Here is a 23,914-nt window from a genome sequence, read left to right on the forward strand (position 1 = left end):
TCCATTCGAACCGTGGCTAATTCATCCGATCTCTCACTGGACGATCAGCCGATCCGATCGGTTGACACGATCAGGCAACTCGCAGTCAGCGTCCGGGCGGTGGGCGGCGGTCAAGAAGCATGGTCGGGCTCTTCGGTCGAGGGGCATCCACAGTTGGTTGCCCGAAGCCCGCATAGCCCTTCTCGATCGGATCAGGCGCCGGCGATTCTGGTGGCGCGGGCGGCGAGGTCGGCGAAGGCGGCGCGGAGCTCGGGTGGTTCGACGAGCTCGAGGTCGGTGTCGAAGCGGAGGAGGGAGGCCGCGAGGGCCGGCCAGGACCAGGAGCCGATGTGGAGGCGGGTTCGGTGGTCGGACAGGGCCTCGACGACGGCGTCGCCGGCGAAGGGGAGGACGTCGGCGGCCGGGAGAGGCAGGACGACCTCGGCTTTGCAGGGCCAGTCGCCGGCATCTTGGGAGCCTTTGAAACGGCCGGCGAGGTACGCCGATGCGTCGCCGCCGGGCACCTGTCGGGGTTCGAAGCGCGGGCCGTTCGGGATGCGGAGCGTGATCCGGTCGGTGCGGTAGATGCGCCAGCCGGCTTTGGGCGGAGCCCAGGCGATCAGGTACCAGCGGCCGGAGTGGGCGAGCAGATGATGCGGCTGCACCTGCCGCGGCGCGGGGAGCGAGCCGTCAGGTTCGGCCCCGGGCGTCCGGTAGTCGAAGCGCAGCTCCTCGCGGGCGCGGATGGCTCGACCGATCTCGAGCAGTACGTCGGTGTCGGCCTGCGCCGCGCCGCCGTCCACCTCGATCGCGTCGAAGACGTCGACCCGATGCTGGAGCCGGCTCGGCATCACCTGCCGGATGGTGGTCAAGGCCCGAGTCGCCGCCTCTTCGATCCCGGCGCCGGTGGCAGCCGCCGTCCGGAGCGCGACGGCGACCGCGACGGCCTGCTCGTCGTCGAAGAGCAGCGGGGGCAGCTGATTACCCGGCCGCAACCGGTAGCCGCCGTCCGGGCCACGGTTCGCCTCGACGGGATAGCCGAGCTCGCGCAGCCGGTCGACGTCCCGGCGAACGGTCCGCTCGCTGACCGCCAGCCGCTCGGCGAGCAGCCCGCCCGGCCAGTCGCGGCGGGTCTGCAACAAGGACAACAGCGACAGCAGGCGATGACTGGTCACTTGCGCGGTGGACGTCGGCATGAAATCAGGATGCCGGAAGATGCGGACGTTCCCTGTCCTGAACTCACGAAAGAGTCGATGACGTCGCCGGGTCCACGGCGGAATCTCTGAAGGAGACACCAGGCATGTCGATCAAGACAGTCACCCACCTGAACTTCCACGGCGAGGCGGCCGCGGCGCTGAAGTTCTACCAGTCGGTGTTCGGCGGCGAGCTCAACCTCAGCACGTACGGCGACTTCGGGATGGCCAAGGACGCGCCCGGCGCGGAGCACATCGTCTTCGGCCAGGTCGTCGCCCCCAACGGCTTCAGCGTGATGGCGTACGACGTCCCCGGCGGCCCGGGCGGCCCGGCCCCCAGCACCGAACGAGTCCACGGCACCACCGTCACCACCGACCGCTTCTTCGTCTCGGTCCGCGGCGAAACCGTCGACGAGGTCAGCGCCTTCTGGGCGAAACTCGCGGACGGCGCGACCATCGTCGAGCCGTTCGCCCCAGCCCAGTGGTCCCCCGCCTTCGGCATGCTCACCGACAAGTTCGGCACCACCTGGATCCTCGACGTCGCCGCGACCTACTGACCGTCAGGGGCGAGGTGGGTCTGGAGGAGGCTGTGGCGGAACTGGTAGGTGGGACCGGGCTGACGGAGCAGGCCCCGGTCGTAGGCATCATCCAGGAAGGCGATCGGATTCCAGGGCAGTTCACCGGTCAGCGGGAGCCAGAGCCGGCCGAGGATCAGCCACTGGCCCCAGGCGGTGAGGGTGAGGCCGCAGGCGAGGGCGAAACAGATGCCGCCGGTGATCCCGACGACGAGCTCGTAGCCGGGCTCGGGCAGGAGGAGACCGCCGGTTGTCACTTCGGGGGCTACCTGGCGGACTCGCTCCAGCACGAAGGATCTGAGCGGGATGCTGCCGAGGGCGAGGACGACGCCACCGGCCAGCCCGCAGAGGAGCATCTGCCGAAGGGCGGTCGAGCGATTGGCCGCGAGGAAGCTGTTCACGTCCGCCGCGGTGTCGATCTCGGCGGGCGCCGCGAGCCAGGACACGAGTGCGGTCGCGGCTGCGGCGGCGACCGCGATAACCAGGCCGCCGGCAGCTGTCTGGCCGAGGACGGTTCCGAAGGGGACGTCGAAAGTGAGGGCCGAGACGAAGGCGGGAGCGGCGCCGAAGGCGAGGCCCGCAAGGAAAGCGCCGAGCACCCGGTTGCATAGTTCGGCCGGCGGAACCGCGCCGGGTGGGCGGTGGCGGCCGATGCGCAGCCGGATTCTCGAGGGGGCGAGCGAGGCGGGACGATTCCAGCGGACGAGGCCGTAGACCAGGCCGATGAAGGGGCCGGCCAGGAAGCCGTTGACGATGCTGTTGAAGGCCTGGAGCCGGATCGTCGTCAGCGGCGCACCGGTGCCGAAGGCAACCGCGACCGGGATGGTCAGGAGGGCGCAGAGCAGGGCGATGGCGACGGCGGCGACCACTCCGATGACGACGCAGCGGGTCCACAGGCTGATCGCGGTCCCGATCTCCCACCAGGCGAGGTGGGTGGTCTTCAGCTTCTGTGCGTGCCGCGCGAGGTAGCGCAGGTGCCGATCGGTCCGCTCGGTCGGCCTGAAGGTGCGGCTGGGCTCGGCCTGGTACCGCGCCGGGAGGTAGCCGGCCACGAGATGCTGCTCGATGGCGGCCGCGTCGGGGAACCGCCGTTCGTCGAGCAGTTCGGTGGGCTCGGCGTCCGGTGCGTCGGAGTAGGCGGCACGCGCCAGGCAGACCATCAGCGGCGTGTCGAGGGCCCCGAGAATCTTCGAGGACGCCGACGCCCCGATCACTCGCCGCCACACGGCGGGCGAACCGGCGGCGCCGCGGCGGATCGCGGCGGGCAGATAGTTCGTCACGTCCTCGCCGTCGAGCGGGGCCAGCTCGACCACGGTGGCCCCGGCCAGCCCCAGGCCGGCGTCGGCGTACTCGTCGGGTCTGCTCGTCAGCACGATGGGCAGCGCCGTGCGGTTCAACGCAGCCACGGCCGCCCGCCGAAGTCCGGCCGGGATCTCGTCGAACCCGTCGAGGACCGGCAGGATGGCGTGATGGTCGACCAGGACGGCAGCCAGAGTGAGACCGCTCCCGGTCGTCGCCGCGAGATGCGGGTAGTCCTGGGCCAATTGACTGCCGAGCCAGTCCTTGGCCTTTGCGGCGGTGGGATCCCAGGAGCCCACGCTGAACAGCACCGGCAGCGGATCCAGCGAGCCACGACCGCTGAGGAGGTCGAGGACCAGCCTGATCGCCAGCATCGTTTTGCCCGTCCCCGGGCCGCCGAGCACGACCAGCCGGCCGGATGCCACCTGCCGGAAGTAGGCGCCGACGCCGGTGAACTCCCCCACCAGGTCCGCGTCGGCTGCTGCGGGCTCGATCCGGCGCCACCGGACCGGAAGCGGGAACGGATCGTGCAGCTGCTGGTGCTCGTACTCCCGCCGCCAGCGGTGCCCCACCGCGAGGGCCAGATCGTCCAGCGCCGGGGCGAGCCCGGCGAGCTGCGCCACCGGGTGCGCGGCCGGGCCGACGGCCGGGCGCTGCTTGGACGGGCGCTGCTTGGACGGGCGCTGCTTGGCCGGACCGACGAGCTGGTCCTCGGACAGGTTGAGCGCGCCCGCGAGCATCCGGATCGTCCGCAGCCGCGGATTGGCCTGCTCACCGGACTCCAGTCTGCGGATGGTGCGGTCGCCGAGCCCCGACTCGCGCGCGAGTTCCTCCTGGGTCATCCGAGCCGCCTCCCGCAGCTCGCGCAGCCTGTCCCCGAACTCCGTCATCACGCTCCGTCCTGGTCGGCCGAGCGGCCACTCTAGCGACGGACCGGACCTATATGGCCGGTTCGTGGCCTGGCTCCGGCCGGTGCGTCGCGGTCACGGTGGGCAGGTGGAACCTGAGACGAAGACCGCGCTGATCGACCGCCTGTTCACGCCGGGCGAGCGATGGGGCTGGGAGCACCGCGAGCCGGCGCCGATCGGCCGAAGTCCGGAGGCCGACCTCGAGCCGGTCTGGATCGAGCCGCCGATCGGGCCGGACGTGGCGCACTGGGAACACCGGCTGGCGGCCGGTCAAGCCCGGATGGTCAAGAGGATCGCGATCACTGCCTTCGCCTGGCTGATCACCTTGATGGTCGAGCCGATCCTGGCGCCGCCGGTGGCCGCGATCGGCGCGGTGCTGTCCTACGTCCTCCCCGTGGCCCGGCCCCGGCGGAAGATCAAGGCGGCCTGGGCCGCGGCGATGGCCGAGCGGGAAGCGCAGTACCACGAGTTCCTGCGCGAGCATCAGCAATGGCACTGGCGGGTGGCGGCCTTCGACGAGGGCGAGCGCCTGCGGTGGGCCGGGAGCCCTCGCTGGCACCCGATCCAGCTGGACGCCGAGCCGAGCCGGGTGGACGTGTTCGGCGGCACCGGAGACGGATGGGCCAGCCTGCTCGCCACGCTGGGCTCGTCGCTGATCGAATCCGGCGCCGGTATCACCGTGCTTGATCTCAGCGAGCGGTACGTCGCCGGCGGTTTGGCCGACTTCGTCGCCGTCCGGGGCGGACGGGTCGCCCAGCTCTGGCTGCCCGCGGACCTGGCGGCTCTCAACGTGTTCGCCGGGCTGGCGCCGGAGGAAACAGCCGACCTCCTCGCCCAAGCCGTGAGCACCCTGCAGTACACGGAACAACGGGCGGACGTGCGCACCCTGACCGTCGATCTGCTCGACACAGTCGCCGGCGCACTCGTCGAAGCGCCGACCTTCGCCCGGCTCACCGCCGGGCTCGACGTCCTGCGCCGCACGTACGACGGGGGCCCCGACGGCCCGCTGACAGCTGCCGAGATCAGTGCGCTGACAGCCCGAGTCGACCTGCTCGGCCAGAGCGAACGCACCCAGCAGACCCTGCAACACCTGAGCAGCACGCTGAACCTGCTCGGCAAGGACGAGCAGCCGGTCGACCCGGACGCCGACCCGGCGTCGATCTGGCTGCCGCGCGGTCTGACGATCGTGACGACGTCCAGCCTGCGCGTCCGGCGTAAGGAGATCCTCGACCGGGTCGTCTTCCAGCGGCTGCTCCGCGACATCCGGCACCAGCGCGCAGACCGCGACGGCATCCTGGTCGTCGCCGGCGCGGACCACCTCGGCTTGGACAGCATCGAATCGTTGACCCAGGAGGCGCGGCGTTCCGGCGTCCGGCTCGTACTGCTCTTCGAACGGCTGCGCAACGAGCTCAAGGAGGTCCTGGGCAGTTCGGACAGCGCGGCGATTGTCATGCGGATGGGGAACGCGCAGGACGCCGCCGCGGCGGCCGAGTTCATCGGCCGTGAGCACAAGGTCGTTCTCAGCCAGCTGACCGAACAGATCGGAAAGACGTTCACGACCGGGACGGCGCGTTCCACGGGCGGCTCCGACGGGACGAGCACCGGCACCGGACGGAGCGCCTCCTCGACAACCGGCTGGAGTACCAACTCCGCTCGTTCCGGCCCCACCGGGCTGTTCGCCTGGGCCGACAATCGCTCGTCCGGGCGCGGGACTTCGGGGTCGTCGAGCGTCTCGGAGTCCGAATCGTTCACCGAGTCGCGCAGCCGGTCCTGGCAGGACACCGTGAACCGGTCCGAAGCCGACTCCAGCACGGAGGGCAGGACTCACTCCCGGGTCTACGAGTCGATCGTCGAGCCGACGACCATCCAGTCGCTACCGCCGACCGCGTTCCTGCTGATCGAAGCCGCCGCCCTCGGCCGCCGAGTCGTCACCGGCGACTGCAACCCCGGGATCGCGTTACTCGATCGGGTCGCGCCGACCCGCGAGATGGCGGCGGAATGAAGTCTCTCGCCGGTTTCGGCTTCCACGAGCTCGCTTCGGTGCCGCTGCAGCAAGGCCAGCTCTTCGGGGCCTTGACCGGCGCGCATGCCGAGCTGAGCCCGCAGCACGACGCCGGGATCGCGGTCGCGTGGTACCGAACACCAGGAGCAGCGCGGCTGCGATTCGTCGTCGGCGGCCGGCCGCAGTTCCCGCTGGCCACGGGCAACGACGGTCTGCTGTACCCGCCCGGTGCTCGCGGGGCGCCGATCGCCGCCGCGGCCGTCGCCGCAGATCTCGCCCGGCTACCTGTCTGGGTGGCCTGCCCGGGACGCGTCGACGCACTCTGGGCCGGTCGCACCCGGCGCGGCGGATTCGACGACTACGCGAGCCACCTCGCACGCCCTTTCGGTTGGCTGGTGCTGGCGATGCCTTTGTCCGCGGCGGCGGTCGACGAGGAACTGCTTGCCCTTGGCATCGAAATACCCCGGCTGCGGAACCGGCCGAATGCGCAGGACCAGCAGATCGCGCTCGAACGGTCCGAGGCGCGGTACCGCGAACTCAGCCGGTCCCGAACCGACGGCGCCTGGCAGGTCCAGGTCCTGGTCGGCGGTGCGACGGAGGTCGCCGTCCGGCAGACCGCGGCGGTGCTGTGCGCGGGTAGCGATCTTGGTGATCTGCCGTATGTGATCCGGCCCGGCGCGGACCCGGCGCCGCTGGCCGAGGCTGCCGCGGCGGAGCCGTTCACCGCCAGTACCGAGTTGCTCGCGGCAATCGCCCGGCCGCCGCGGACGGAGCTCGCAGGTATCCGGCTCACCGAGCCGGTGGGCTTCGACGTCACCCCCGAACGCGACGGGCCGATCCGCCTGGGCTCCGTCCTCGACAACGCCGACCAGCCCGCGGGCCCGTTCGGCGTCGATCCGGAGACGCTCAACCGGCACACCTTCGTGGCCGGCGCCACCGGCGCGGGCAAGTCCCAGACCGTACGGCACCTACTGGAACAGCTCCACCGGGCAGGTGTGCCCTGGCTGGTGATCGAACCGGCCAAGGCCGAGTACGCCGCGATGGCGGGCCGGATCGGCGAGGGCGCGGTGACTGTCATCCGGCCGGGTGCGCCGGGCGCTCTGCCGGTGGGGCTCAATCCCCTCGAGCCCGAACCCGGCTTCCCCATCCAGACCCATCTCGACCTCGTCCGCGCGCTCTTCCTGGCCGCCTTCGAGACCGAAGAGCCATTTCCGCAGGTGCTCAGCCACGCGCTGACCCGCTGCTACCGCGACCTCGGCTGGGATCTGGTGCTGAGCGAGTCCCGCATCCCCGGCGTCGTCCCGCGGTACCCGACCCTCGCCGATCTGCGGCGGACCGCGCTGGAGGTGGTGGACGGGATCGGGTACGGCCGGGAGATCGCCGACAACATCCGCGGGTTCATCGACGTGCGAATCAGCTCGTTGCGGCTCGGCACCAGCGGCCGGTTCTTCGAAGGAGGTCACCCGCTCGACGTCGCCGGCCTGCTCAGCCGCAACGTGGTGCTGGAGATCGAGGACGTCGGCAACGACCAGGACAAGGCGTTCTTCATCGGCGCCGTGCTCATCCGGCTGCACGAGCATCTCCGGACCAGGCGGCGCGGCGGCGCGGTCGAACTGCGGCACATCACCGTCATCGAAGAGGCTCATCGGTTGCTCAAGCTCACGCAGCCCGGGTCGCCGGCGGCTCACGCGGTCGAACTGTTCACCGCGCTGCTCGCCGAGATCCGTGCGTACGGCGAGGGCATCGTCGTGGCCGAGCAGATTCCCGCCAAGATCGTGCCGGACGTGCTCAAGAACACCGCGCTCAAGATCGTCCACCGGCTGCCGGCCGCGGACGATCGGCGGACGGTCGGCGCGACGATGAACCTCGACGAGGCGCAGTCGCGGCAGCTGGTGAGTCTGCCGCCGGGGGTCGCGGCGGTCTTCGCGGACGGGATGGATCGGCCTCTTCGGATCGCCGTACCGCTCGGGGAGGATCGGGAGGCCGCCGGGCGAAGCCTGCCGCCCGCGATCCGGGCGCGGCGCAGCGTCGCCTGCGGCCGGCAGTGCATGCGCCGTCCGTGCACGCTGCGGGAGCTGAATGTGGCTGGGCGGCTCGCCGAGCATCCCCGGCTGGTCTTGTGGATCGAGCTGTTGACGGTCGCGCATCTGGTGGGTCAGCCGGCGCCGCGCCCCGATCGCGAGTGGCTCCGCGAACTCACGGCCGACGAGGACCGGCGTACCGTCGAATGCGCGATCACGCACCGCGTTCAGGCTGCGGTCGACGGCCGGTATCGCGGGCTGTCGCCGTACTACCAGCCGGAGGCGCTGGCGGCGCATCTCGGTGTGAGCGCCACCGCCGTCCTGGATGGTGAGCCGGTGAGTTGTGACGGCACGGAGGTCGAGTGGCAGGCGGGCGCCTACCGCTGGATCGACGTCGTCACCGCACTTCACTCCCCTGATCTGGCGCCCGACGTCCCGCACCCGGCGACGGCCGAATGGGAACGCCGTGGACTCGCGCTGAGCGGAGACAGCACCGCACAGCTCGCGCAGCTTGCCGGCCGGCCGGACATGTGGCTGCCACCGCTGTCCACCATCACGGGCGACGGCGTCCCGCCACTGTTCGAAAGTGCGGTCGCGCAATTGAGCAACTGGTCCGATCCGCGGCGGCGATTGCTGGCCGCGACCGACTTCCTCGAGCTGGCCGGCGACTGGCCGGAGCTCGTCCTGGGGATCTCAACGGAGGAGAACTGATGGCGAAAGACAACGAATCCCGATCGCCCGAGCCGCCTGAAGCGAGGGAGGTGGCCGAGGTTCGGCCCGAGCGATCACCCGACAAGGTGCCCGGGGAGCTCTCCGGTAGTCAGGACGCGCGCTATCAGGTGGCCCGCCTGGCCGATCCGGGTGGGACGATCGCGCGCCGGATGCAGAAAGCGGTGGAAGGGACGCCGACCTCCGAGCGGGTCGAGATGCCGGTGTCGAGACCGCAGGAGACGCCGAACGTCGATGCGGGTGGGACGTTACCCGCGTTCCTGCTTGCGGCGACGATGGTGGGAATGGCCGGCAAACGGCTGGCCGGAAGGAGTGGAGAGCAAGGTGGTGGTGGTCCGAGCGACGGTGCTGGTCGCGCGGACGGCGGGGGCAGCGACGGCGGATCGGCGGACGGTGGCTCCAGTGGGCATCAACCGTGACAAGTGAGTCTCGTCGTCCCCGCGTTCCTTGTCGTCCAGACGTTCGTCAAGTAGCCCGACCGCCACCGGGGCGGGTGGCTCCGGTGGCGGCGGGTGGGTTACTTGAGGGTGTAGGCGCGGAGGGTGGTCAGTTCGGTGCTGTTGCCTTGGGCATCGATGACTTGGGAGCGCAGGGAGATGGACCGGGCGTTTTCGGGGGTTGGGAAGGTGGCTTGGTACTTGTTGGCGCCTTGGGGGGTGACGGTGGCCTGGTGCCAGGTTCGGCCGTCGTCGCCGGAGATCTCCAGGGTGACGGTGCGGAGGGTGGGGACGGGGGCGCCGGGCTGGGTGACGGCGGTGAACGGGAGGACGGAGATCGGCGTCCGCTGGACGGCGTTGCGGAGGTCGACGTTCGGTTGGTAGCGCAGGCCGACGATCGGCAAGCGGATCTCCTTGGGGGTGGTGTCGGATTCGAAGGTCCAGCGCAGGTCGGTGCGGGTGCTGACGAACGAGGAGGAGTCGCGGGTCGTCGACGACTCGACGGTGTACTTGGCCTTGCCCGGGGGCAGGTTCGTGGCCTCGACGGTGCCGAAGAAGGGCGACTCGGCAACTACTTGACCGTCGCGCCGGAGTTTGGTCGAGGCGGAGTCCGGGCGCATGCTGCCGAGGTTGCCGTCGGCATCCGTCCAGCCGGCCAGATAGACGGTCAGCTCGTTGCCGGTGCGTCCGGCGTACGTCGGGGACGGGGCGAAGACGGCGGCGTAACTGCGCTCCTGGTAGCACTTGGCGGCTTCATAGGTTCGCAGCGGTCGCCGGATGAAACCGAGGTGGTCGCCGTCGCGGTTGCTGTCGACGATCTGGCTCGACCAGCTGACCGGCGCGGCCTCGACGTACGCCGTGGTCGTCCCCGGCTGGTCGAAGGGGATGCCGGCCGAGAGCCCGCTGTTGGTGTAGCGGCCTGCCCCCTTGAAGAAGACCCAGTACTGCCGGTCGGCGCTGACGGCGTTCAGCTGCAGGTCGACGCGCGCCATGTCACCGGTCTTGACGTTCCGGGTGAAGCCGGTCGGGTACCGGCCGGGCTGCTCGTCCAGCGTCGCGTACAGGTACGGCGAGTTGTAGAACCCGGGCCGCGGCGCCGACGGCTTGGCCCAGTACGTCGCGACCTGGCCACTCAGCTGTTTCGGCGGTAGCGCCGGCCCGATCTGGCCGGCGTACGCGGTCTCGTTGTCCCAGACGGCCATCGCCGAGCCGAAGACGTAGCCGCCGCTCGCGGACGTGCGCTGGTAGCCGACCAGGCCGAAGGCCTGCACGGCATCGCGATGTGGGACCGTGAGCTTGACGGGTTTCGCGATCCGCAGGTCGAGATCGGTGACGGTGTCCTTGGTCAGCTGCAGCGCCGGCTGGACGACGGTGTAGAACCGGTACCGCTCGGGATCGCTCGGCTCCGGATCGACCCGGGCGACCTCGACGTTGTACAGGCCCTTCGGGAGCCGGTAGGTCACCTGCTCCTGTTCGCCGTTGCCGAGGAAGTACGACGCACCCGTGTCGACGTTGGTGATCGCACCTTGCGGGCCGGACGGCTTCCCGTCGGGGCCGGTGGACTTGACGGTCAGGTCGTAGCTTTCGATCTCCTTGGTGACAGCGACCGCGGCCGTCACCGACAGCTCTCCGGCGGTCGCGGTGACGCGCCCGGTGTAGCCGCCGTCCGGCCCGTCGTGTTTGGTGACGACGGTGACCGCGACATCCGCGGTACCACGAGCCGGCACCGTCAGGGTTCGCGTACTCAGACTGATCGGGCCGGCCGCGCCGTTCGGGCCGGTAAGGGTCGCGGCCAGATCGAGGGTGACGGGCTGGGCGCCGGTGTTGCGATAGGTGAGGGTCTTCACGATCGGTACGTCGTCGTCGTGCGGGAACCGGGCGATGCCGAACGACAAGCTGCTCGGCTCCGCGACCACCAGCTGTTTGATGCCCTTAGCAACATCTACCCGGCCGGCGCCCTGCTCGAAGACGGTTTGCTCGGCGGCCGGTTTCGCCGACCCCATCAGCGCGCCCTTCAGGGTGGCCGGGCTCCAGTCCGGGTGTTGCTGGGCGAGCAGCGCCGCGGCGCCGGCCACGTGCGGCGTCGCCATCGACGTCCCTTCGAGCTCCAGGTAGTGGTCGCCGACCGGAGTCCCGATGGTGGCGTCCTTGGCCTTCGCCGCGACGATGCCGACGCCGGGTGCGGTGACGTCGGGTTTGATGCCCTCGTCGCCGACGCGCGGGCCGCGGCTGGAGAACTCGGCCAACTTGTCCTGTTTGTCGACGGCGCCGACGGTCAGCGCGGCCTCGGCGCTGCCCGGCGAACCGACCGTGCCGGCGCCCGGGCCTTCGTTCCCGGCGGCGATGACGAACAACGAGTCCGTCGCCGCGGACAGCCGGTTGACCGTCTCCTCGATCGGGTCGATCCCCGGCGTGTCCAGGCCGCCGAGCGAGACGTTGACGACCTTCGCCTTCACCTCGGTCGCCGCCCACTCCATCCCGGCGATGATCGCGGAGAACTGGCATTCGCCGAAGTCGTCGCAGACCTTGCCGTCGTACAGCGTCGCCTCGGGCGCGACACCCTTGTACTTCCCGCCCGAGGCGGCCGCCGTCCCGGCGATCGTCGAGGCGACGTGGGTGCCGTGGCCGTTGCGATCGCCGTCCGGATCCACGGTGAAGTTCCGCGCGCCGGCGACCTGGGTCGCCAGGTCCGGATGCGAGGTGTCGATCCCGCCGTCCAGGACGGCGACCTTCACACCCTTGCCGGTGTAACCGGCCTGCCAGGCCGCGGGCGCGCCGATCTGCGGGACCGACCGGTCCAGTGTCAGCCTCCGCTTGCCGTCCAGCCAGATCTTCTGGACGCCGGACGCGCGAGCGCCCAGCGTGGCGCCGAGGAACCCGGCGGCGTCGTCCTTGCCGACCTGGAGCGCCGACGCCTTCGCGAGCCGGCGCGTCACCGCGGCCCCCTGGACCTCCGGCGCCTTGCCCGAGTACGTGACGAGCACCGGGATCGACGTCGTCGACTTGTCGTCGTACTTCGACTTGATCAGCCCGGCGACGTCGAACAACGCACGGTCCAGCCGGCCGCTCGCGATCTCGCCCTCGGCATCGGCCGGGACGACGTACAACCGGTCCTGGTCCCGGAAGGTCCGGAACCCGGTCCGTTTGCGGCCCTTGGCCGGCTCGACGCCGACCAGCTCACCACCCTGCACCGTCACCCGGTCCCCCGTGAGGAGCGTGACCTGAACGGCGGCCGGCTCCTTGGCCGCGGCCGGTGGCGGCGCGGCGGCGGCTCCCGGTGCGTTCAACCCCAGGGCGGCGAGTACGGCGACACCAATCCTCCATTGGCGCACAGATACCACGAGGTTCTCCCATCGCTAGTCCTGGCCTGACCTACTGGGTCACCCCGGCCAGGGGTTGCACGAGAACCTGCGAGGAGTTCGGACTCCGCTTTCGCGATCGATCGTTGCGCCCAGCCCCTTTAACCCTCGGTGACGCTACGATCCGTTTCCGTGATGACCAAGACATTGTTGAAGAACCTGCCTGTACAACAACTTCGCGCCGGCGCCGCGCTGGTGAGCGCCGGTCTGCTCGCTGCAGTCTTCGTTGCCGGGTGCAACAACGGCGACGACAAGCCGGCCGCGCAGCAGCCCGGCGCGACCAGCGCGCCGGCGACGAGTACGCCGGCGCCCGGCAAGGCCGAGGTGACGCTGACGCCGACGCTCAAGGGCCGGGTGCTGACCATGAAGATCACCGTCGCGGGGACGGTGCTGGTGCCGCTCGGGGCCGAGGACAAGAAGCCGCTGCCGGAGGACACCGGTCTGGTCGACCTCAGCCTCGGCTCGGACTACAACTTCGGTGACGGCACTCAGCCGGGCGGCGCTGACGGTGGCAGCGTCGTCTGCGAGGGCGCCACCAAGCAGAAGACCAGCACCGAGACCTACGAGCCGGCCGACCCGCACACCTACGCGAAGCCCGGCACCTACACGTTCACCTACAACATCAGGTTCTGCGGCGGCGAGAGCGGCGAGACCAAGACCACCAAGACGGCGCAGATCGTCGTCACCTGATCACGTCAGGCGGCCGCCTCAGGCGGGGGTGATCTTGAGCAGTTTGTCGTCGTCCCCGTTCGAGGTGGTGACGTACAGCGCGCCGTCCGGGCCGGTCCGGGCGGCGCGCAGCCGGCCGTACGCGGTGTTGAACTCCGGTGGCGTCGTCACCGACTGAACCTTGCCTTCGGCATCCAGTTTGTACAGCAGCACCTTGGCGCCCTTGAGCGCCGTGACCACCAGAGCGCCGTCCAGCTCACCCCACTGTGAGCCGGTCAGGAAGGCGGCGGCGCAGATCGCCTCGGTCGTGTCGCCGGACTCCCAGATCGCCGGGACGGCGTCCGGGAAGCGCTCCAGATCGGTCATCGGGACGCTCTCGTCGTAGCTGTCCTCGGCGCCGCCGCGGGACGGATCCCAGCCGTAGTTGCGACCCGGCGCGATCAGGTTGACCTCGTCGTTCTGGTCCGGCCCGTGCTCGGCCGTGAACACCTGCCCGCTCCCGGGCCGGACGGCGACGCCCTGCACGTTGCGATGCCCGTAGCTGTAGATCCGCTGCTCGTTCGCATTCGCCGCCGCGGCGAACGGATTCCCCTTGGCCGGCCCACCCGTTCGCAGGTCGAGGCGCAGCACCTTGCCGCCGAGCCCGGCCCGATCCTGCGGGTTCGCCGCGATCGCGGAGTCCCCGGTGCCGACGAGGAGCGCGCCGTCCGCGGCGATGGTCGGCCGGCAACCGGAGTGCCGCCCGCCGCCGCGCGCGATCGGCAACCCGGACAACAGGACGCCGACCCGCTCCGCGCTCGCCCCATCCGGAGCAAGCCGCCACCGAATCAGCCGAACGTCCTTCCCGGCGCCGTTCTCCTGATACGTCTGGCAGGTGATGAACTGCCGCGTCTGCGCGAAGTCCGGCTCGAGGACCATCCCCATCAGCCCACCCTCCCCCGCCGCCAGCACGTCACCGAAGTCGGCTCGCACCTGGCTGACCTGCGCCCCCGGCTGCGTCGAGGACACCAGCGACAGCCGCCCCCGCCGCTCACTCACCAGCACCTTGCCGTCCGGCAAGAACCCCAGATCCCACCCGTGCTCCAACCCACCCGCCACCGTCTCGATCCGCAACCCGGACGCCGAAGTTGTCGGCGGGAGCTGACCGTCGGTCGAGCAAGCACTCAGCAGCGTCGCCGCGAGAAGCAGAGCGACGGTACGGCGGACTGGTCCGGTCATCGGGGAACCTCGCAGCTAGGCAGAGACGACGAGGGCGCCCGCCTGGGGACCAGACGGGCGCCTCGAGGGTGTTACGAGATTACTTGGTGAGCGGGGAGAGCTTGGGGTCGTTCGCGTAGGCCTCGGCCGCGTTGGCCTTGGTGACGATGACCGGGGGGAGCAGGAAGGACGGGATGACCTTCGTGCCGTTGTTGTAGGTCTCGGTGTCGTTGACCTGCGGGGTGCCGCCGGTCTGCAGGGTCTTGACCATGTTGATGGTCTCGGCGACCAGCTTGCGGGTGTCCTTGTTGATGGTGGAGTACTGCTGGCCGGCCATGATCGACTTGACCGACTCGACCTCGGAGTCCTGGCCGGTGACGATCGGGGTCGGCTTGCCGGCGCCCTTGATCGAGGTCAGGATCGCGCGGGCCAGGGTGTCGTTCGGGGACAGGACGCCGTCCAGCGTCTTGCTGCCGGTGTAGGTCGAGGTCAGCAGGGAGTCCATCCGCTGCTGGGCGCCCTCGGCCTTCCAGCCCTGGATCGCGGTCTGCTTGATCTCCTTCTGGCCGGAGCCGACGACGACCTCGCCCTTGTCGATCAGCGGCTTGAGGACGTCCATGGCGCCGTTGAAGAAGACCGCGGAGTTGTTGTCGTCCGGCGAGCCGGAGAACAGCTCGACGGTCCACGGGCCGGTGGCCTTCTTGGCCTTCATACCGTCCAGCAGGGCCTGACCCTGGAGCTGGCCGACCTTGAAGTTGTCGAACGCGATGTAGTAGTCCAGGTCACCGGTGTTGGTGATCAGGCGGTCGTACGCGATGACGACGGCGCCGGCCTCCTTGGCCTGCTTGACCTGGGTGGACAGCTGGGCGGCGTCGGTCGCGCCGATCACGATGACCTTCGCGCCCTTGGTGACCATCGACGAGATCTGGCCCTGCTGGTCCGCGACGGTCGTCGAGGCGCCGGCGTACTGGACGTCGGACTTGAAACCGGCCTCCTTGAGGCCGTTGGTGAACAGGTCGCCCGCGAGCACCCAGTTCTCCGAGGTCTTCGACGGCAGCGCGACGCCGATCAGCGAGTCGGCCGCGAAGCCCTTGGCCGGCGCGTCGCCGGTCTGGCCCTCGCCCTCGCGGTTGTTACCGCAGGACGCGGCGCCGAGGGCGAGCACGGCAGCGGCACCGACCGCGACCGCCTTGGTGAGGAACTTGGACATCTTCATTACCTTTCGTGAGCTACCGCCAGCCTGAGCCTGGCGGGAGTTGCCGCCCTCGCGGCGATCGGGGATGCCTCAGCCGGCGGCCGGGGTCTTGTCCGTCTGTCGCGGCGACTCGACCGGCGGCACCGCGGCCGGCGGCTCGTCGCGACGGAACGGGCGGGTGATGGAGTCGATGATCGAGAATCGGCCCTGACTCTTGTTGTAGACGTCGAGCGCGACGGCGAACAGCAGCACCAGGCCCTTGATCATCTGGACCAGGTCGACGCCGACGCCCATCAGCTGCAGGCCGTTGTTCAGCAGGGCCATCACCAGGCCGCCGACGATCGAGCCGCTGACGGTGCCGAGACCGCCGGAGACCGCCGCGCCGCCGATGAAGACGGCCGCGATCGCGTCCAGCTCCCAGCTGAGGCCGTCCTGCGGGCCGGAGGCCGCGGACCGGGCGACGAAGATCATGCCGGCCAGCGCGGCCAGGATGCCCATGTTCGTCATCACGAAGAAATTGACCCGCTGCAGCTTCACACCCGACAGCTCCGCGGCGCGGGCGTTCCCGCCGACCGCGTAGATCCGGCGGCCGGAGACCGTGTTGCGCGTGTAGAACGAGTAGATCAGCACCAGGCCGATCAGGATGATGCCCGAGACCGGGAGGCTGGTGCCGACCCGGCCGCCCGCGAAGCGGAGCGTCGCGAAGATGATCACGCCGACCATCACGGCCAGCCGCAGCCCGGAGATCCACAGCGGCGCGGGCTCGGCGCCCATCTCCTGCCGGGTCTTGCGGGAGCGCCACTCCCGCCAGGCGACGGCGAGGCAGGCGATCAGACCGAGCAGCAGGGTCAGGTTGTTGTAGCCGGTGGCCGGCCCGACCTCGGGCAGGTAGCCGGCGCCGATGGTCCGGAAGCCCTCCGGGACCGGGACGGTGTCGGCGTTGCCGATGAACTGGTTGCCGCCGCGGAACAGCAGCATGCCGGCCAGCGTCACGATGAAGGCCGGGACGCCGACGTACGCGACCCAGAAGCCCTGCCAGGCGCCGATCAGCGCGCCGACCACCAGGCCCAGCGCGATCCCGAGCGGCCACGGCAGGTCGAAGTTCTGGATCGCCTTGGCGACCACGATCCCGACGAAGGCCGCCACCGAGCCGACCGACAGGTCGATGTGCCCGGCAACGATCACCATCAGCATCCCGATCGCGAGGATCAGGATGTAGGAGTACTGGCTGACCACCGCGATCAGGTTGCCCGAGGTCAGCGTGAGGCCGTCGGTCAGCACCTCGAACAGCAAGATGATCGCCACCAGGGTGAAGATCATGCCGAACTGGCGCCCGACGGAGGTGGTACCGCCGAAGAGGTTCTTCTTGAGGTCTTGGAGTCCGCTCATCACACCGGCATCTTCTTCGTAGTGGTCATCTGCTTCATCAGGCGTTCGGGATCGGCGTCCGCACGCGCGACCTCACCGGTGATTGTGCCCTCGAACACCGTGTAGATCCGGTCGCACAGGCCGATCAGCTCGGGGAGTTCCGAGGAGATCACCACGACGCCCTTGCCCTGTTCGGCGAGCCGGTTGATGATCCCGTAGATCTCGAACTTGGCGCCGACGTCGATCCCTCGGGTCGGCTCGTCCAGGATCAGCAGGTCCGGATCGCTGAACATCCACTTGGCCAGCACGACCTTCTGCTGGTTGCCGCCGGACAGCTTGGAGATGCCCTCGTCGACGGACGGCGTCTTGATCCGCAGCTCCTGGCGGTAGTCCTCGGCCACCCGGTGCTCGGCCACCTCGTCGATGACGCCGTGCCGGGCGATCTTGGCCGGTTTCGCGGCCACGATCGAGGTCTTGATGTCGTCGAGCAGGTTCAGGCCGATCGCCTTGCGGTCCTCGCTGACGTAGGCCAGGCCGTGCTCGATCGCCTCCGACACGGTCCGCAGCTTGATCTCGCGGCCGTCCTTGAAGACCTGGCCGCTCAGCCAGGTGCCGTAGGAGCGGCCGAACAGGCTCATCGCCAGCTCGGTGCGCCCGGCGCCCATCAGGCCGGCGAACCCGACCACCTCACCCCGGCGGACCGAGAAGTTGGCGTGTTTGCAGACCAGCCGGTCGGTGGCGATCGGGTGCCGGACCGTCCAGTCGCGGACCTCGAAGAACACCTCGCCGACATTCGGCGTGTGGTCCGGGAACCGGCTCTCCATGTCCCGGCCGACCATGCCGCGGACGATCCGGTCCTCGTTCACGCCGTCGGCCTTGACGTCCAGGGTCTCGATCGTCCTGCCGTCCCGCAGGATCGTGATCGAGTCGGCGATCGCCTCGATCTCGTTCAGCTTGTGCGAGATGATGATCGAGGTGATGCCCTGGGTCTTGAACTCGCGGAGCAGATCCAGCAGCTGCTGGGAGTCGGACTCGTTCAGCGCGGCCGTCGGCTCGTCCAGGATCAGCAGTTTGACGTCCTTGGCGAACGCCTTGGCGATCTCGATCAGCTGCTGCTTGCCGACGCCGATGTCCTTGACCAGCGCGTCCGGGTCCTCCCGGAGGCCGACCAGTTTCATCAGCTCCAGCGCCCGGCGCTGCGCGGTCTTCCAGTCGATCGCGAGCCCGGTCCGCGGCTCGTTGCCGAGGAAGATGTTCTCGGTGATCGACATCCCCGGGATCAGCGCGAGCTCCTGGTGGATGATCACGATCCCGGCCTGCTCGCTGGCCCGGATGTCGCCGAACCGGGCCTCTTCGCCGCGGTAACGGATCTCACCGCTGTAGTCACCGTACGGATAGACGCCGCTGAGCACCTTCATCAGCGTCGACTTACCGGCGCCGTTCTCACCGCAGATCGCGTGGATCTCACCCTCGCGGACGACGAGGTTGACATCGGCCAGCGCCTTCACGCCCGGGAAGGTCTTGGTGATCGAGCGCATCTCGAGCAAGACCGGTGCGGCGCTCATGATCTGAGCTCCGCGCCACGGGTGAGGCATCGCATGGGCATCACTTCTCCGGATGTCGGGTGTGTTACAGCCTGTGGGCTGGACTGTAAATCCAATTGATTTACTTCGTCAACGCTCTAGGAGAGACTGGCTTCCAAGAGTGATCTGGAGGCGCATCGGTGCGACAAGCAGGTACGAATCTCCCGAAAGTCGGGCGGTACAACCAGGCCGTGGTGCTGGAGCAGATCCAGCACGCCGACGGCATCAGCCGTCAGGAGATCGCCCAGCACACCGGTCTGACGCCGCAAGCCGTCTCCGGTATCGTCCGCCGGCTGCTCGACGAGGGGATCGTTCGCGAGGACGGCGCCAGCCGGGTCAACACGTCCGGGAAACCGCGTACCATTCTCCGGATCAACGCCGAGGCCGGCTGCGCGATCGGCGTCCACTTCGACCCGGCGGAGCTCGCCTGCGTGGCAGTGGACCTGCTCGGTCAGCCGCTGGTCACGCGGCGGCTCCCGACGCCGCCGGGCGCGGAGCCGGCCGAGGTGATCGCCGCGATGGCCGGCCTGGTCGAAGAGGTCGTCCGGCTGGCCGACGTCCGCCCGGAGCGGGTGCTCGGCCTCGGGCTGGCCAGCCCCGGGCCGATCGATCTGGAGGACGGCGCCGTCGTCACGCCGCCGCAGCTCGCGCACTGGAATCGCGTTCCGGTCAAGGAGATGCTGGGCCGGGCGACCGGGCTGGAGGTCACGCTCGACAACGACGCCTCCGCGGCCGCGATCGGCGAGCGCTGGGCCGGCGCGGGCCGCAGCGTCGCCAATCTCGCCTACTTCTTCTTCGGCACCGGGATCGGCGGCGGCCTGATCCTCAACCAGCAGATCTACCGGGGCGGCTCGGGGAACGGCGCCGAGTTCGGCCACCTGTCCGTCGTCCCGGACGGCCTGGAGTGCTACTGCGGGAACCGCGGCTGCCTGGAGACCGTGGCCCGCCCGGCCGCGATCGTCGCCGAGACGCACCGGCGGCTGATCGCCGGCAGCGCGAGCGCACTGGCCCGGCGGTTCCACGCGCAGCCGAGCCTGGTCGACATCCGCGCGATCCTGGACGCCGCCGCGGCGAACGACCCGCTGGCGGCCGGCGTCCTCGCCCAAGCCGCCGACTACGTGGCCACCGCGGTCGTGAACGTCGTCAACATCACCGACGTCGACCTCGTCGTCCTCGGTGGGCACGGGATCCGGCACATCGGCGACCGGTACGCCGAAGCGGTCCGCCGGGCGGTCGCCACCCGCGCGATGTCCCGGCACGTCCGGCCGCTCGAGGTGACCTTGTCACCGCTCGGGCCGGACTCCGCGGTCATCGGCGGCGCTGCCTTGGTGCTGCACAGCGTTTACTCTCCGCAACTATCGGCCCTCTTGTCGGACTGATCACGACGCTCATCAACGCAATTAAACAAAATGCTTTCCTGTCACCGAGCGCGTCGCCGCAGAGCCAGCCAGCTACCGGCTCCGGCGAGGATCAGCACCCCGGCCCCGCCCGCGAGGACGGCGACCAGGACGTCGTTGCCGCCGCTCCCGGAGTCGCCGGCCACCGGGCCGTCAGCGGGCTGAGCGAGCTTGCCGGTCGCGGTCAGGTGCGGAAGCTCCCCGCCGGTCGGACGCCACGTCACGGTCGATCCCGAGACCGAGCCGTTCGAGGCGACAACCGGCCCGGGGAAGGTCAGCGAGACGGCCAGCTCGGCCCGCTCGAAGATCTCCGGCGGAAGTGGCGGTTGGTCGGCCTTGGCCAGCGCCTTCGCGTCGAACACGAATTCGTCGCCCTGCCGGGTGAGGCGATAGTCGACGCCGCCGGTTTCCCCCGGGCCGACCGCTTCGTGCCGCATCAGCTGGATGAAGTCGGTCAGCGCGACCTCGGCGAAGGTGATCCGGAAACCGCGGAACGCGCCCTCGTCCATCGGCTGCACCGAAGCGGTCCCGCGCGAGACCGCGGCCGCGTTCTTCGTCATGAACTTCTTCAGGTCGGTATAGACCCCCAGCCCCGGATCCTTGGTCACCGAGTCGCTGGGGTAGCCGATCACGATCGACCCGCTGACCAGCCCGTTCGCGCCGATCTTCCCGTCCACCCGGTACCGGAAGCACCCGCTCAGCGCGACCACCGCGAGAACCGCCGTCAGCACGGCAACCAGCCGCTTCACTTGATCACCTCGACCTCTTCGCCGACCTCGCGGGATCGGGTGGACGGGAGCCGCTCGGACTGGTTGCCGTCGCCGCCCAACGGGACCCGGAACCAGGCCGGTCCGGTGGCGACCAGCACGGAGCGTTTGTCGGGGTAGAGCGTCTGGAAGACGACCCGATCGGCGCTCGCCGGGATGGCCGTGCGATACCGGACCGTTTTGGCGTCCGCATCGAAGTTCACCCGCAGCAGCGCACCCTCCTCCCCCATCGTGTTGGGGTAGATGTGCTGCAACAGCACCTCACCCGGCGCGACCTCGGCGAGCAGCTGGTACGCGTCCCGGCCGTACGTCGGATGCGCAGTGAAGGTCAGACCGGCGTACGCGAGCTCGCCGGATTTCGTCAGCGCGTACTTGAAGGTGTAGCCGGCCTTCCCGCCGACGGTGAGCTCCTTCTTGGTCCACTCCGGTGTCTCGACCACCGCGCCCAAGCTGTCGAATCCCCATTCCCAGGGCCGCAAGCTGGAGATCCGGGCGCCTTCCCGCCGTGGCTCCGCCGCCGGTTTCGCGGGGTCGATCGACAGGTAGTACGAGTCGCCCTTGGTCGGCCTGGCGGTGACCCAGAGCCGGCCGGTCACCGGGTTGAAGCGGGGGTCGTCGAGGTCGATCTTGCCGCCCCCGAGCGTCGCCTCCTGATCCTTGACGGTGCCCGTGAGCACGTAGCCGGCGCCCGCCCGCGGTTCGTAGACCTCGATCGTCGCGTAGCCGTTGCGGCGGGCGGCGTACCGGAGGTCGGACCGGACGGCCGGCTTGAAACCGCCATCGGTGAGGTGGAAGGGCAGATCGTCGACGCGCGCGCCGGTAGCCCAGTCGGAGACCCGGAGGGTGTAGCCGGTGTCGGACTTGGTGAGTAACGCGAGGCCTTCCGGCTTGGTCCATTCGGGTGTGGGCGAAGGAGCGGGAGGTGGTGGAGGTGGGGGTGGAGAGCTGCTGCAGGCGGTGACTGCGAGTAGGGCAAGCCCGAGGGCGAGAAATCGTGGTCGCACCTCTGGACTTTAGGAACGTGCCAACCGGGCGGCTATCCGCTCGGCGCAGGTGGGTCAGCCGACTAGCGCAGCAGGGTGTCGCGCGGTGATTCGCCGAAGGCCTTCCGGTAGTCGGCCGCGAAGCGGCCGAGGTGGACGAAACCCCAGCGCAGCGCAACGTCGGTGACCGAGGTGGTGCCGGGCCGGCCGGTGAGCAGGTCCGCGCGGGCCTGGTCCAGCCGGAGGTTTCGCAGGTACGCCGTCGGCGTGGTCTCCAGATGCCGCCGGAACGACTCTTGCAGCGCACGGACGCCGACGCCCGCCGCGGCCGCGATCTCTTCGACGGTGATCGGATCAGCGAGATGCGCGTACAGGAAGTCGAGCGCGAGCCGCAGACTCCGCGGCGCCGCCGAGCGCTCCGGACCATGCAGCAGCTCACTGCCGGAATGTGCGCTGCTCAACAGGAAACCTGAGGTCAGCAGCTGTTCGAGGTTGCGGACGGCCAAGGGATGAGTGAACAGGTCCGATCCGCTGTCGACCTGCCGGCAGACCAGCCGCACTACCTCCAGCCAGGAGCGCATCCGCTCCGAGCACAGGTCTTGGCCAAGGCTGAAGCGCAGCGTCTGCTGCAGATCGGCAGCGACCATCCGGCCGAGCAGACGGCGCAGCTCGGTCTCGGAGAACCGGACCAGCAGATGCGGGCTGCCCGCCTGCCAGTGCATCGCGAACGGCTGCTCCGGTTGAGCGATCGACGCCATCGCTGGTGTGGAGACCACCCGCTCCCGGTGCCCGTAGGTGTCGACGGCACCCCGCAACGGCATATGCACCAGCACCATGTCGTCGATCGGCCCGGGGTTCAGCCACACCTCGGAGCCGTAGTCAAGGTACGCGAGCGCCATCGACCCCAGCGGCACCACGTGGTGCCGGGCCTCGAACAGCTCCGGCTGCCCGTTGATCGTCAGCCGATGGTCGGCGAAGGTCCGCCCGACGCGATGCCGGGCCACGTCGACGTCGCGTGTCCGGAGCACTTCGTACCCGCTCAGCGGGGCCCGATCGTCCATCAACCTCATTTTCCGGTACCGGAAGGTCACTGTGCGTGCGGTCTACAGTAGAAGAGTGAACGACCTGGGGCAGCGCCGGCGGGCTGCCGGGTTCAGTCAGGCGGCGCTCGCCGCACTGCTGGAGGTCGACCGGACGACGGTCGCCCGCTGGGAGTCCGGCGTCACGGCGCCGCATCCCTACGTCCGCGCGAAACTGGCCGCGGCGCTGCGGATCTCGATGGCGGAGCTGGAGCAGTTGCTGGGCGGCCAACCGCGGGCGGCCGGGCGGCTCGGCACGGCCGAGCTCGAGTTGCTGCGTGCCCGGACCGAAGGGCTCCGGCGGCTGGACGACGTGATGGGCGGGAACGAGACCTATCCGATCTACGCGCGCGAGTTGCGGCTGGCAACCGACCTGCTGCGCGACGCGGGGCCGCAGCGCGAGGTGCTGTCCGGGATGGTTGCCGAGCTCGCCCATCTGGTCGGCTGGTCCGCACACGACGCGGGCCGCCGATCCGAGGCGCTCAAACTGCATCGCACCGCGCTGGCCGCCGCAAGCGACGCAGGCGATCGGCCGTTGGTCAGCGAAGCGCTCGCGCTGCTCGCCTACCTCGAAGCCGACCCGGCGGCCGCAGCCGCGGCGGTCGACTCGCTGGACGGCGCGGCGACGCCCTTCGTCCGGGTGGACGTGCATGCGCGGGCCTCGTGGGCTTACGCGGCTGCCGGCGACGTACGCCGATCCGAGGCGGCCCTGGATGCGGCCCGGGAGGCCTATGCGTCGGCGGATCGCGCCGGCCCGGAGCCGCCGTGGATCAACTGGGTGGACGACACCAGCCTCGACGTGATCTCCGGCGCCTGCTGGATCGCCCTCGGAAAACCGGCGCTCGCGATCCCGCCGCTGGAGCGCGCGTTGTCGGCCCTCGGCGACGCCCGCGGCCGCGACAAGTCGCTCTACCTGCTCTGGCTGGCCGGGGCCTATCTGGGCACCGGCGAACCCGAGCAGGCCGCGCACGCCTTCGAACGCGGTACGGCGCTCGGCGGCCAGCTCGGCTCGGCCCGGGTCGCGGCCACCGCGAAGGCGATCGAGCTCCGCCTGAAGCCCCACAGGTAGCCGTCTGGACCGGTTCGTCCGGATGACCCAAGGAGCGCGCCGGAATTCGTGAGGCGGGCTGTGCCGGTGGGTGGGTGGTTCCGGTCAGGATGGCCGAGTCCGCTA

17 protein-coding genes are annotated in these 23,914 nt (G+C 69.9%); 7 read left to right on the forward strand and 10 right to left on the reverse strand.

Annotation, left to right across the window (positions count from 1 at the left end; translation table 11 throughout):
* Positions 1–191: 191 nt before the first annotated feature.
* Positions 192–1,175 carry a helix-turn-helix transcriptional regulator gene (locus HPO96_RS05620; RefSeq protein WP_171671554.1) on the reverse strand — a complete coding sequence of 328 codons (984 nt, stop codon included), beginning with the start codon at positions 1,173–1,175 and terminating at the stop codon, positions 192–194.
* A 104-nt stretch (positions 1,176–1,279) separates the two neighbouring features.
* On the opposite strand from HPO96_RS05620, the gene HPO96_RS05625 reads away from it, so the two are divergent.
* Positions 1,280–1,729 (forward strand): VOC family protein, encoded by a 450-nt coding sequence (locus tag HPO96_RS05625; protein WP_171671557.1) that lies wholly within the window; start codon positions 1,280–1,282, stop codon positions 1,727–1,729.
* Here HPO96_RS05625 and HPO96_RS05630 read toward each other — a convergent pair.
* Complete coding sequence (locus tag HPO96_RS05630) at positions 1,723–3,936, reverse strand: helix-turn-helix domain-containing protein (protein WP_171671558.1); 2,214 nt, start codon at positions 3,934–3,936, stop codon at positions 1,723–1,725. The two genes, HPO96_RS05625 and HPO96_RS05630, sit on opposite strands and share 7 nt — an antisense overlap.
* A 106-nt stretch (positions 3,937–4,042) precedes the next feature.
* Between HPO96_RS05630 and HPO96_RS05635 the strand changes: the two genes are divergently transcribed.
* Genes HPO96_RS05635 through HPO96_RS05645 form a run of 3 tightly spaced genes read left to right on the forward strand, consistent with a single transcriptional unit; the run spans position 4,043 to position 9,125 of the window.
* Positions 4,043–5,956, forward strand: coding sequence for a hypothetical protein (locus HPO96_RS05635; RefSeq protein WP_202885506.1), 1,914 nt, complete (start codon positions 4,043–4,045; stop codon positions 5,954–5,956).
* A complete protein-coding gene (locus tag HPO96_RS05640; RefSeq protein WP_171671560.1) occupies positions 5,953–8,688 on the forward strand; it encodes an ATP-binding protein in 2,736 nt (911 codons plus the stop codon). Before HPO96_RS05635 ends, HPO96_RS05640 begins: the two co-directional genes overlap by 4 nt.
* Positions 8,688–9,125 (forward strand): hypothetical protein, encoded by a 438-nt coding sequence (locus tag HPO96_RS05645; protein ID WP_171671562.1) that lies wholly within the window; start codon positions 8,688–8,690, stop codon positions 9,123–9,125. Before HPO96_RS05640 ends, HPO96_RS05645 begins: the two co-directional genes overlap by 1 nt.
* Before the next feature lie 98 nt (positions 9,126–9,223).
* Here the strand turns inward: HPO96_RS05645 and HPO96_RS05650 are convergent, their stop codons facing one another.
* The gene (locus HPO96_RS05650) at positions 9,224–12,484 is read right to left on the reverse strand and encodes a S8 family serine peptidase (RefSeq protein ID WP_171671564.1); all 3,261 of its coding nucleotides are present in this window, start codon (positions 12,482–12,484) and stop codon (positions 9,224–9,226) included.
* Between the two features lie 153 nt (positions 12,485–12,637).
* Between HPO96_RS05650 and HPO96_RS05655 the strand changes: the two genes are divergently transcribed.
* A complete protein-coding gene (locus tag HPO96_RS05655; RefSeq protein WP_171671565.1) occupies positions 12,638–13,192 on the forward strand; it encodes a hypothetical protein in 555 nt (184 codons plus the stop codon).
* Positions 13,193–13,210: 18 nt separating this feature from the next.
* Here the strand turns inward: HPO96_RS05655 and HPO96_RS05660 are convergent, their stop codons facing one another.
* The 4 genes from HPO96_RS05660 to mmsA all read right to left on the reverse strand — a co-directional run bounded on the left by HPO96_RS05660 (position 13,211) and on the right by mmsA (position 18,496).
* Positions 13,211–14,389: a PQQ-dependent sugar dehydrogenase gene (locus tag HPO96_RS05660; RefSeq protein WP_171671567.1), complete on the reverse strand. Its 1,179-nt coding sequence runs from the start codon at positions 14,387–14,389 to the stop codon at positions 13,211–13,213.
* A 79-nt stretch (positions 14,390–14,468) separates the two neighbouring features.
* On the reverse strand, positions 14,469–15,578 hold the full coding sequence (locus HPO96_RS05665) for a substrate-binding domain-containing protein (protein ID WP_171671568.1): 1,110 nt from the start codon (positions 15,576–15,578) through the stop codon (positions 14,469–14,471).
* Positions 15,579–15,653: 75 nt separating this feature from the next.
* Positions 15,654–16,952 (reverse strand): multiple monosaccharide ABC transporter permease, encoded by a 1,299-nt coding sequence (gene mmsB, locus HPO96_RS05670; RefSeq protein ID WP_171671570.1) that lies wholly within the window; start codon positions 16,950–16,952, stop codon positions 15,654–15,656.
* The gene (mmsA, locus tag HPO96_RS05675; protein WP_171671572.1) at positions 16,952–18,496 is read right to left on the reverse strand and encodes a multiple monosaccharide ABC transporter ATP-binding protein; all 1,545 of its coding nucleotides are present in this window, start codon (positions 18,494–18,496) and stop codon (positions 16,952–16,954) included. The genes mmsB and mmsA overlap by 1 nt, the downstream gene beginning before the upstream one ends.
* A gap of 158 nt (positions 18,497–18,654) precedes the next feature.
* On the opposite strand from mmsA, the gene HPO96_RS05680 reads away from it, so the two are divergent.
* Positions 18,655–19,893, forward strand: a complete 1,239-nt coding sequence (locus HPO96_RS05680; protein ID WP_171671573.1) for an ROK family protein — start codon at positions 18,655–18,657, stop codon at positions 19,891–19,893.
* Positions 19,894–19,934: 41 nt separating this feature from the next.
* On the opposite strand, the gene HPO96_RS05685 is transcribed toward HPO96_RS05680, so the two are convergent.
* From HPO96_RS05685 to HPO96_RS05695, 3 genes are all read right to left on the reverse strand, one after another.
* Positions 19,935–20,660: an LppM family (lipo)protein gene (locus HPO96_RS05685; protein ID WP_171671575.1), complete on the reverse strand. Its 726-nt coding sequence runs from the start codon at positions 20,658–20,660 to the stop codon at positions 19,935–19,937.
* The gene (locus tag HPO96_RS05690; RefSeq protein ID WP_171671577.1) at positions 20,657–21,682 is read right to left on the reverse strand and encodes a hypothetical protein; all 1,026 of its coding nucleotides are present in this window, start codon (positions 21,680–21,682) and stop codon (positions 20,657–20,659) included. The genes HPO96_RS05685 and HPO96_RS05690 overlap by 4 nt, the downstream gene beginning before the upstream one ends.
* Positions 21,683–21,744: 62 nt before the next feature.
* On the reverse strand, positions 21,745–22,722 hold the full coding sequence (locus tag HPO96_RS05695; protein ID WP_171671579.1) for an AraC family transcriptional regulator: 978 nt from the start codon (positions 22,720–22,722) through the stop codon (positions 21,745–21,747).
* Positions 22,723–22,777: 55 nt separating this feature from the next.
* On the opposite strand from HPO96_RS05695, the gene HPO96_RS05700 reads away from it, so the two are divergent.
* Positions 22,778–23,809 carry an NsdA family TPR-like regulatory protein gene (locus tag HPO96_RS05700; protein ID WP_171671580.1) on the forward strand — a complete coding sequence of 344 codons (1,032 nt, stop codon included), beginning with the start codon at positions 22,778–22,780 and terminating at the stop codon, positions 23,807–23,809.
* Positions 23,810–23,914: the final 105 nt, after the last annotated feature.

Origin of the sequence: Kribbella sandramycini (assembly GCF_013131805.1) — a bacterium.
In the GTDB taxonomy this organism is placed as follows: Bacteria; Actinomycetota; Actinomycetes; order Propionibacteriales; family Kribbellaceae; genus Kribbella; species Kribbella sandramycini.

Excerpts from the sequence above, each read along its gene's own strand:
- HPO96_RS05620 (WP_171671554.1), bottom strand. The coding sequence starts at position 1,175 with ATGCCGACGTCCACCGCGCAAGTGACCAGTCATCGCCTGCTGTCGCTG.
- HPO96_RS05625 (WP_171671557.1), top strand. The coding sequence starts at position 1,280 with ATGTCGATCAAGACAGTCACCCACCTGAACTTCCACGGCGAGGCGGCC.
- HPO96_RS05630 (WP_171671558.1), bottom strand. The coding sequence starts at position 3,936 with ATGACGGAGTTCGGGGACAGGCTGCGCGAGCTGCGGGAGGCGGCTCGG.
- HPO96_RS05640 (WP_171671560.1), top strand. The coding sequence starts at position 5,953 with ATGAAGTCTCTCGCCGGTTTCGGCTTCCACGAGCTCGCTTCGGTGCCG.
- HPO96_RS05645 (WP_171671562.1), top strand. The coding sequence starts at position 8,688 with ATGGCGAAAGACAACGAATCCCGATCGCCCGAGCCGCCTGAAGCGAGG.
- HPO96_RS05655 (WP_171671565.1), top strand. The coding sequence starts at position 12,638 with ATGACCAAGACATTGTTGAAGAACCTGCCTGTACAACAACTTCGCGCC.
- HPO96_RS05660 (WP_171671567.1), bottom strand. The coding sequence starts at position 14,389 with ATGACCGGACCAGTCCGCCGTACCGTCGCTCTGCTTCTCGCGGCGACG.
- HPO96_RS05665 (WP_171671568.1), bottom strand. The coding sequence starts at position 15,578 with ATGTCCAAGTTCCTCACCAAGGCGGTCGCGGTCGGTGCCGCTGCCGTG.
- mmsB (WP_171671570.1), bottom strand. The coding sequence starts at position 16,952 with ATGAGCGGACTCCAAGACCTCAAGAAGAACCTCTTCGGCGGTACCACC.
- mmsA (WP_171671572.1), bottom strand. The coding sequence starts at position 18,496 with ATGAGCGCCGCACCGGTCTTGCTCGAGATGCGCTCGATCACCAAGACC.
- HPO96_RS05695 (WP_171671579.1), bottom strand. The coding sequence starts at position 22,722 with ATGGACGATCGGGCCCCGCTGAGCGGGTACGAAGTGCTCCGGACACGC.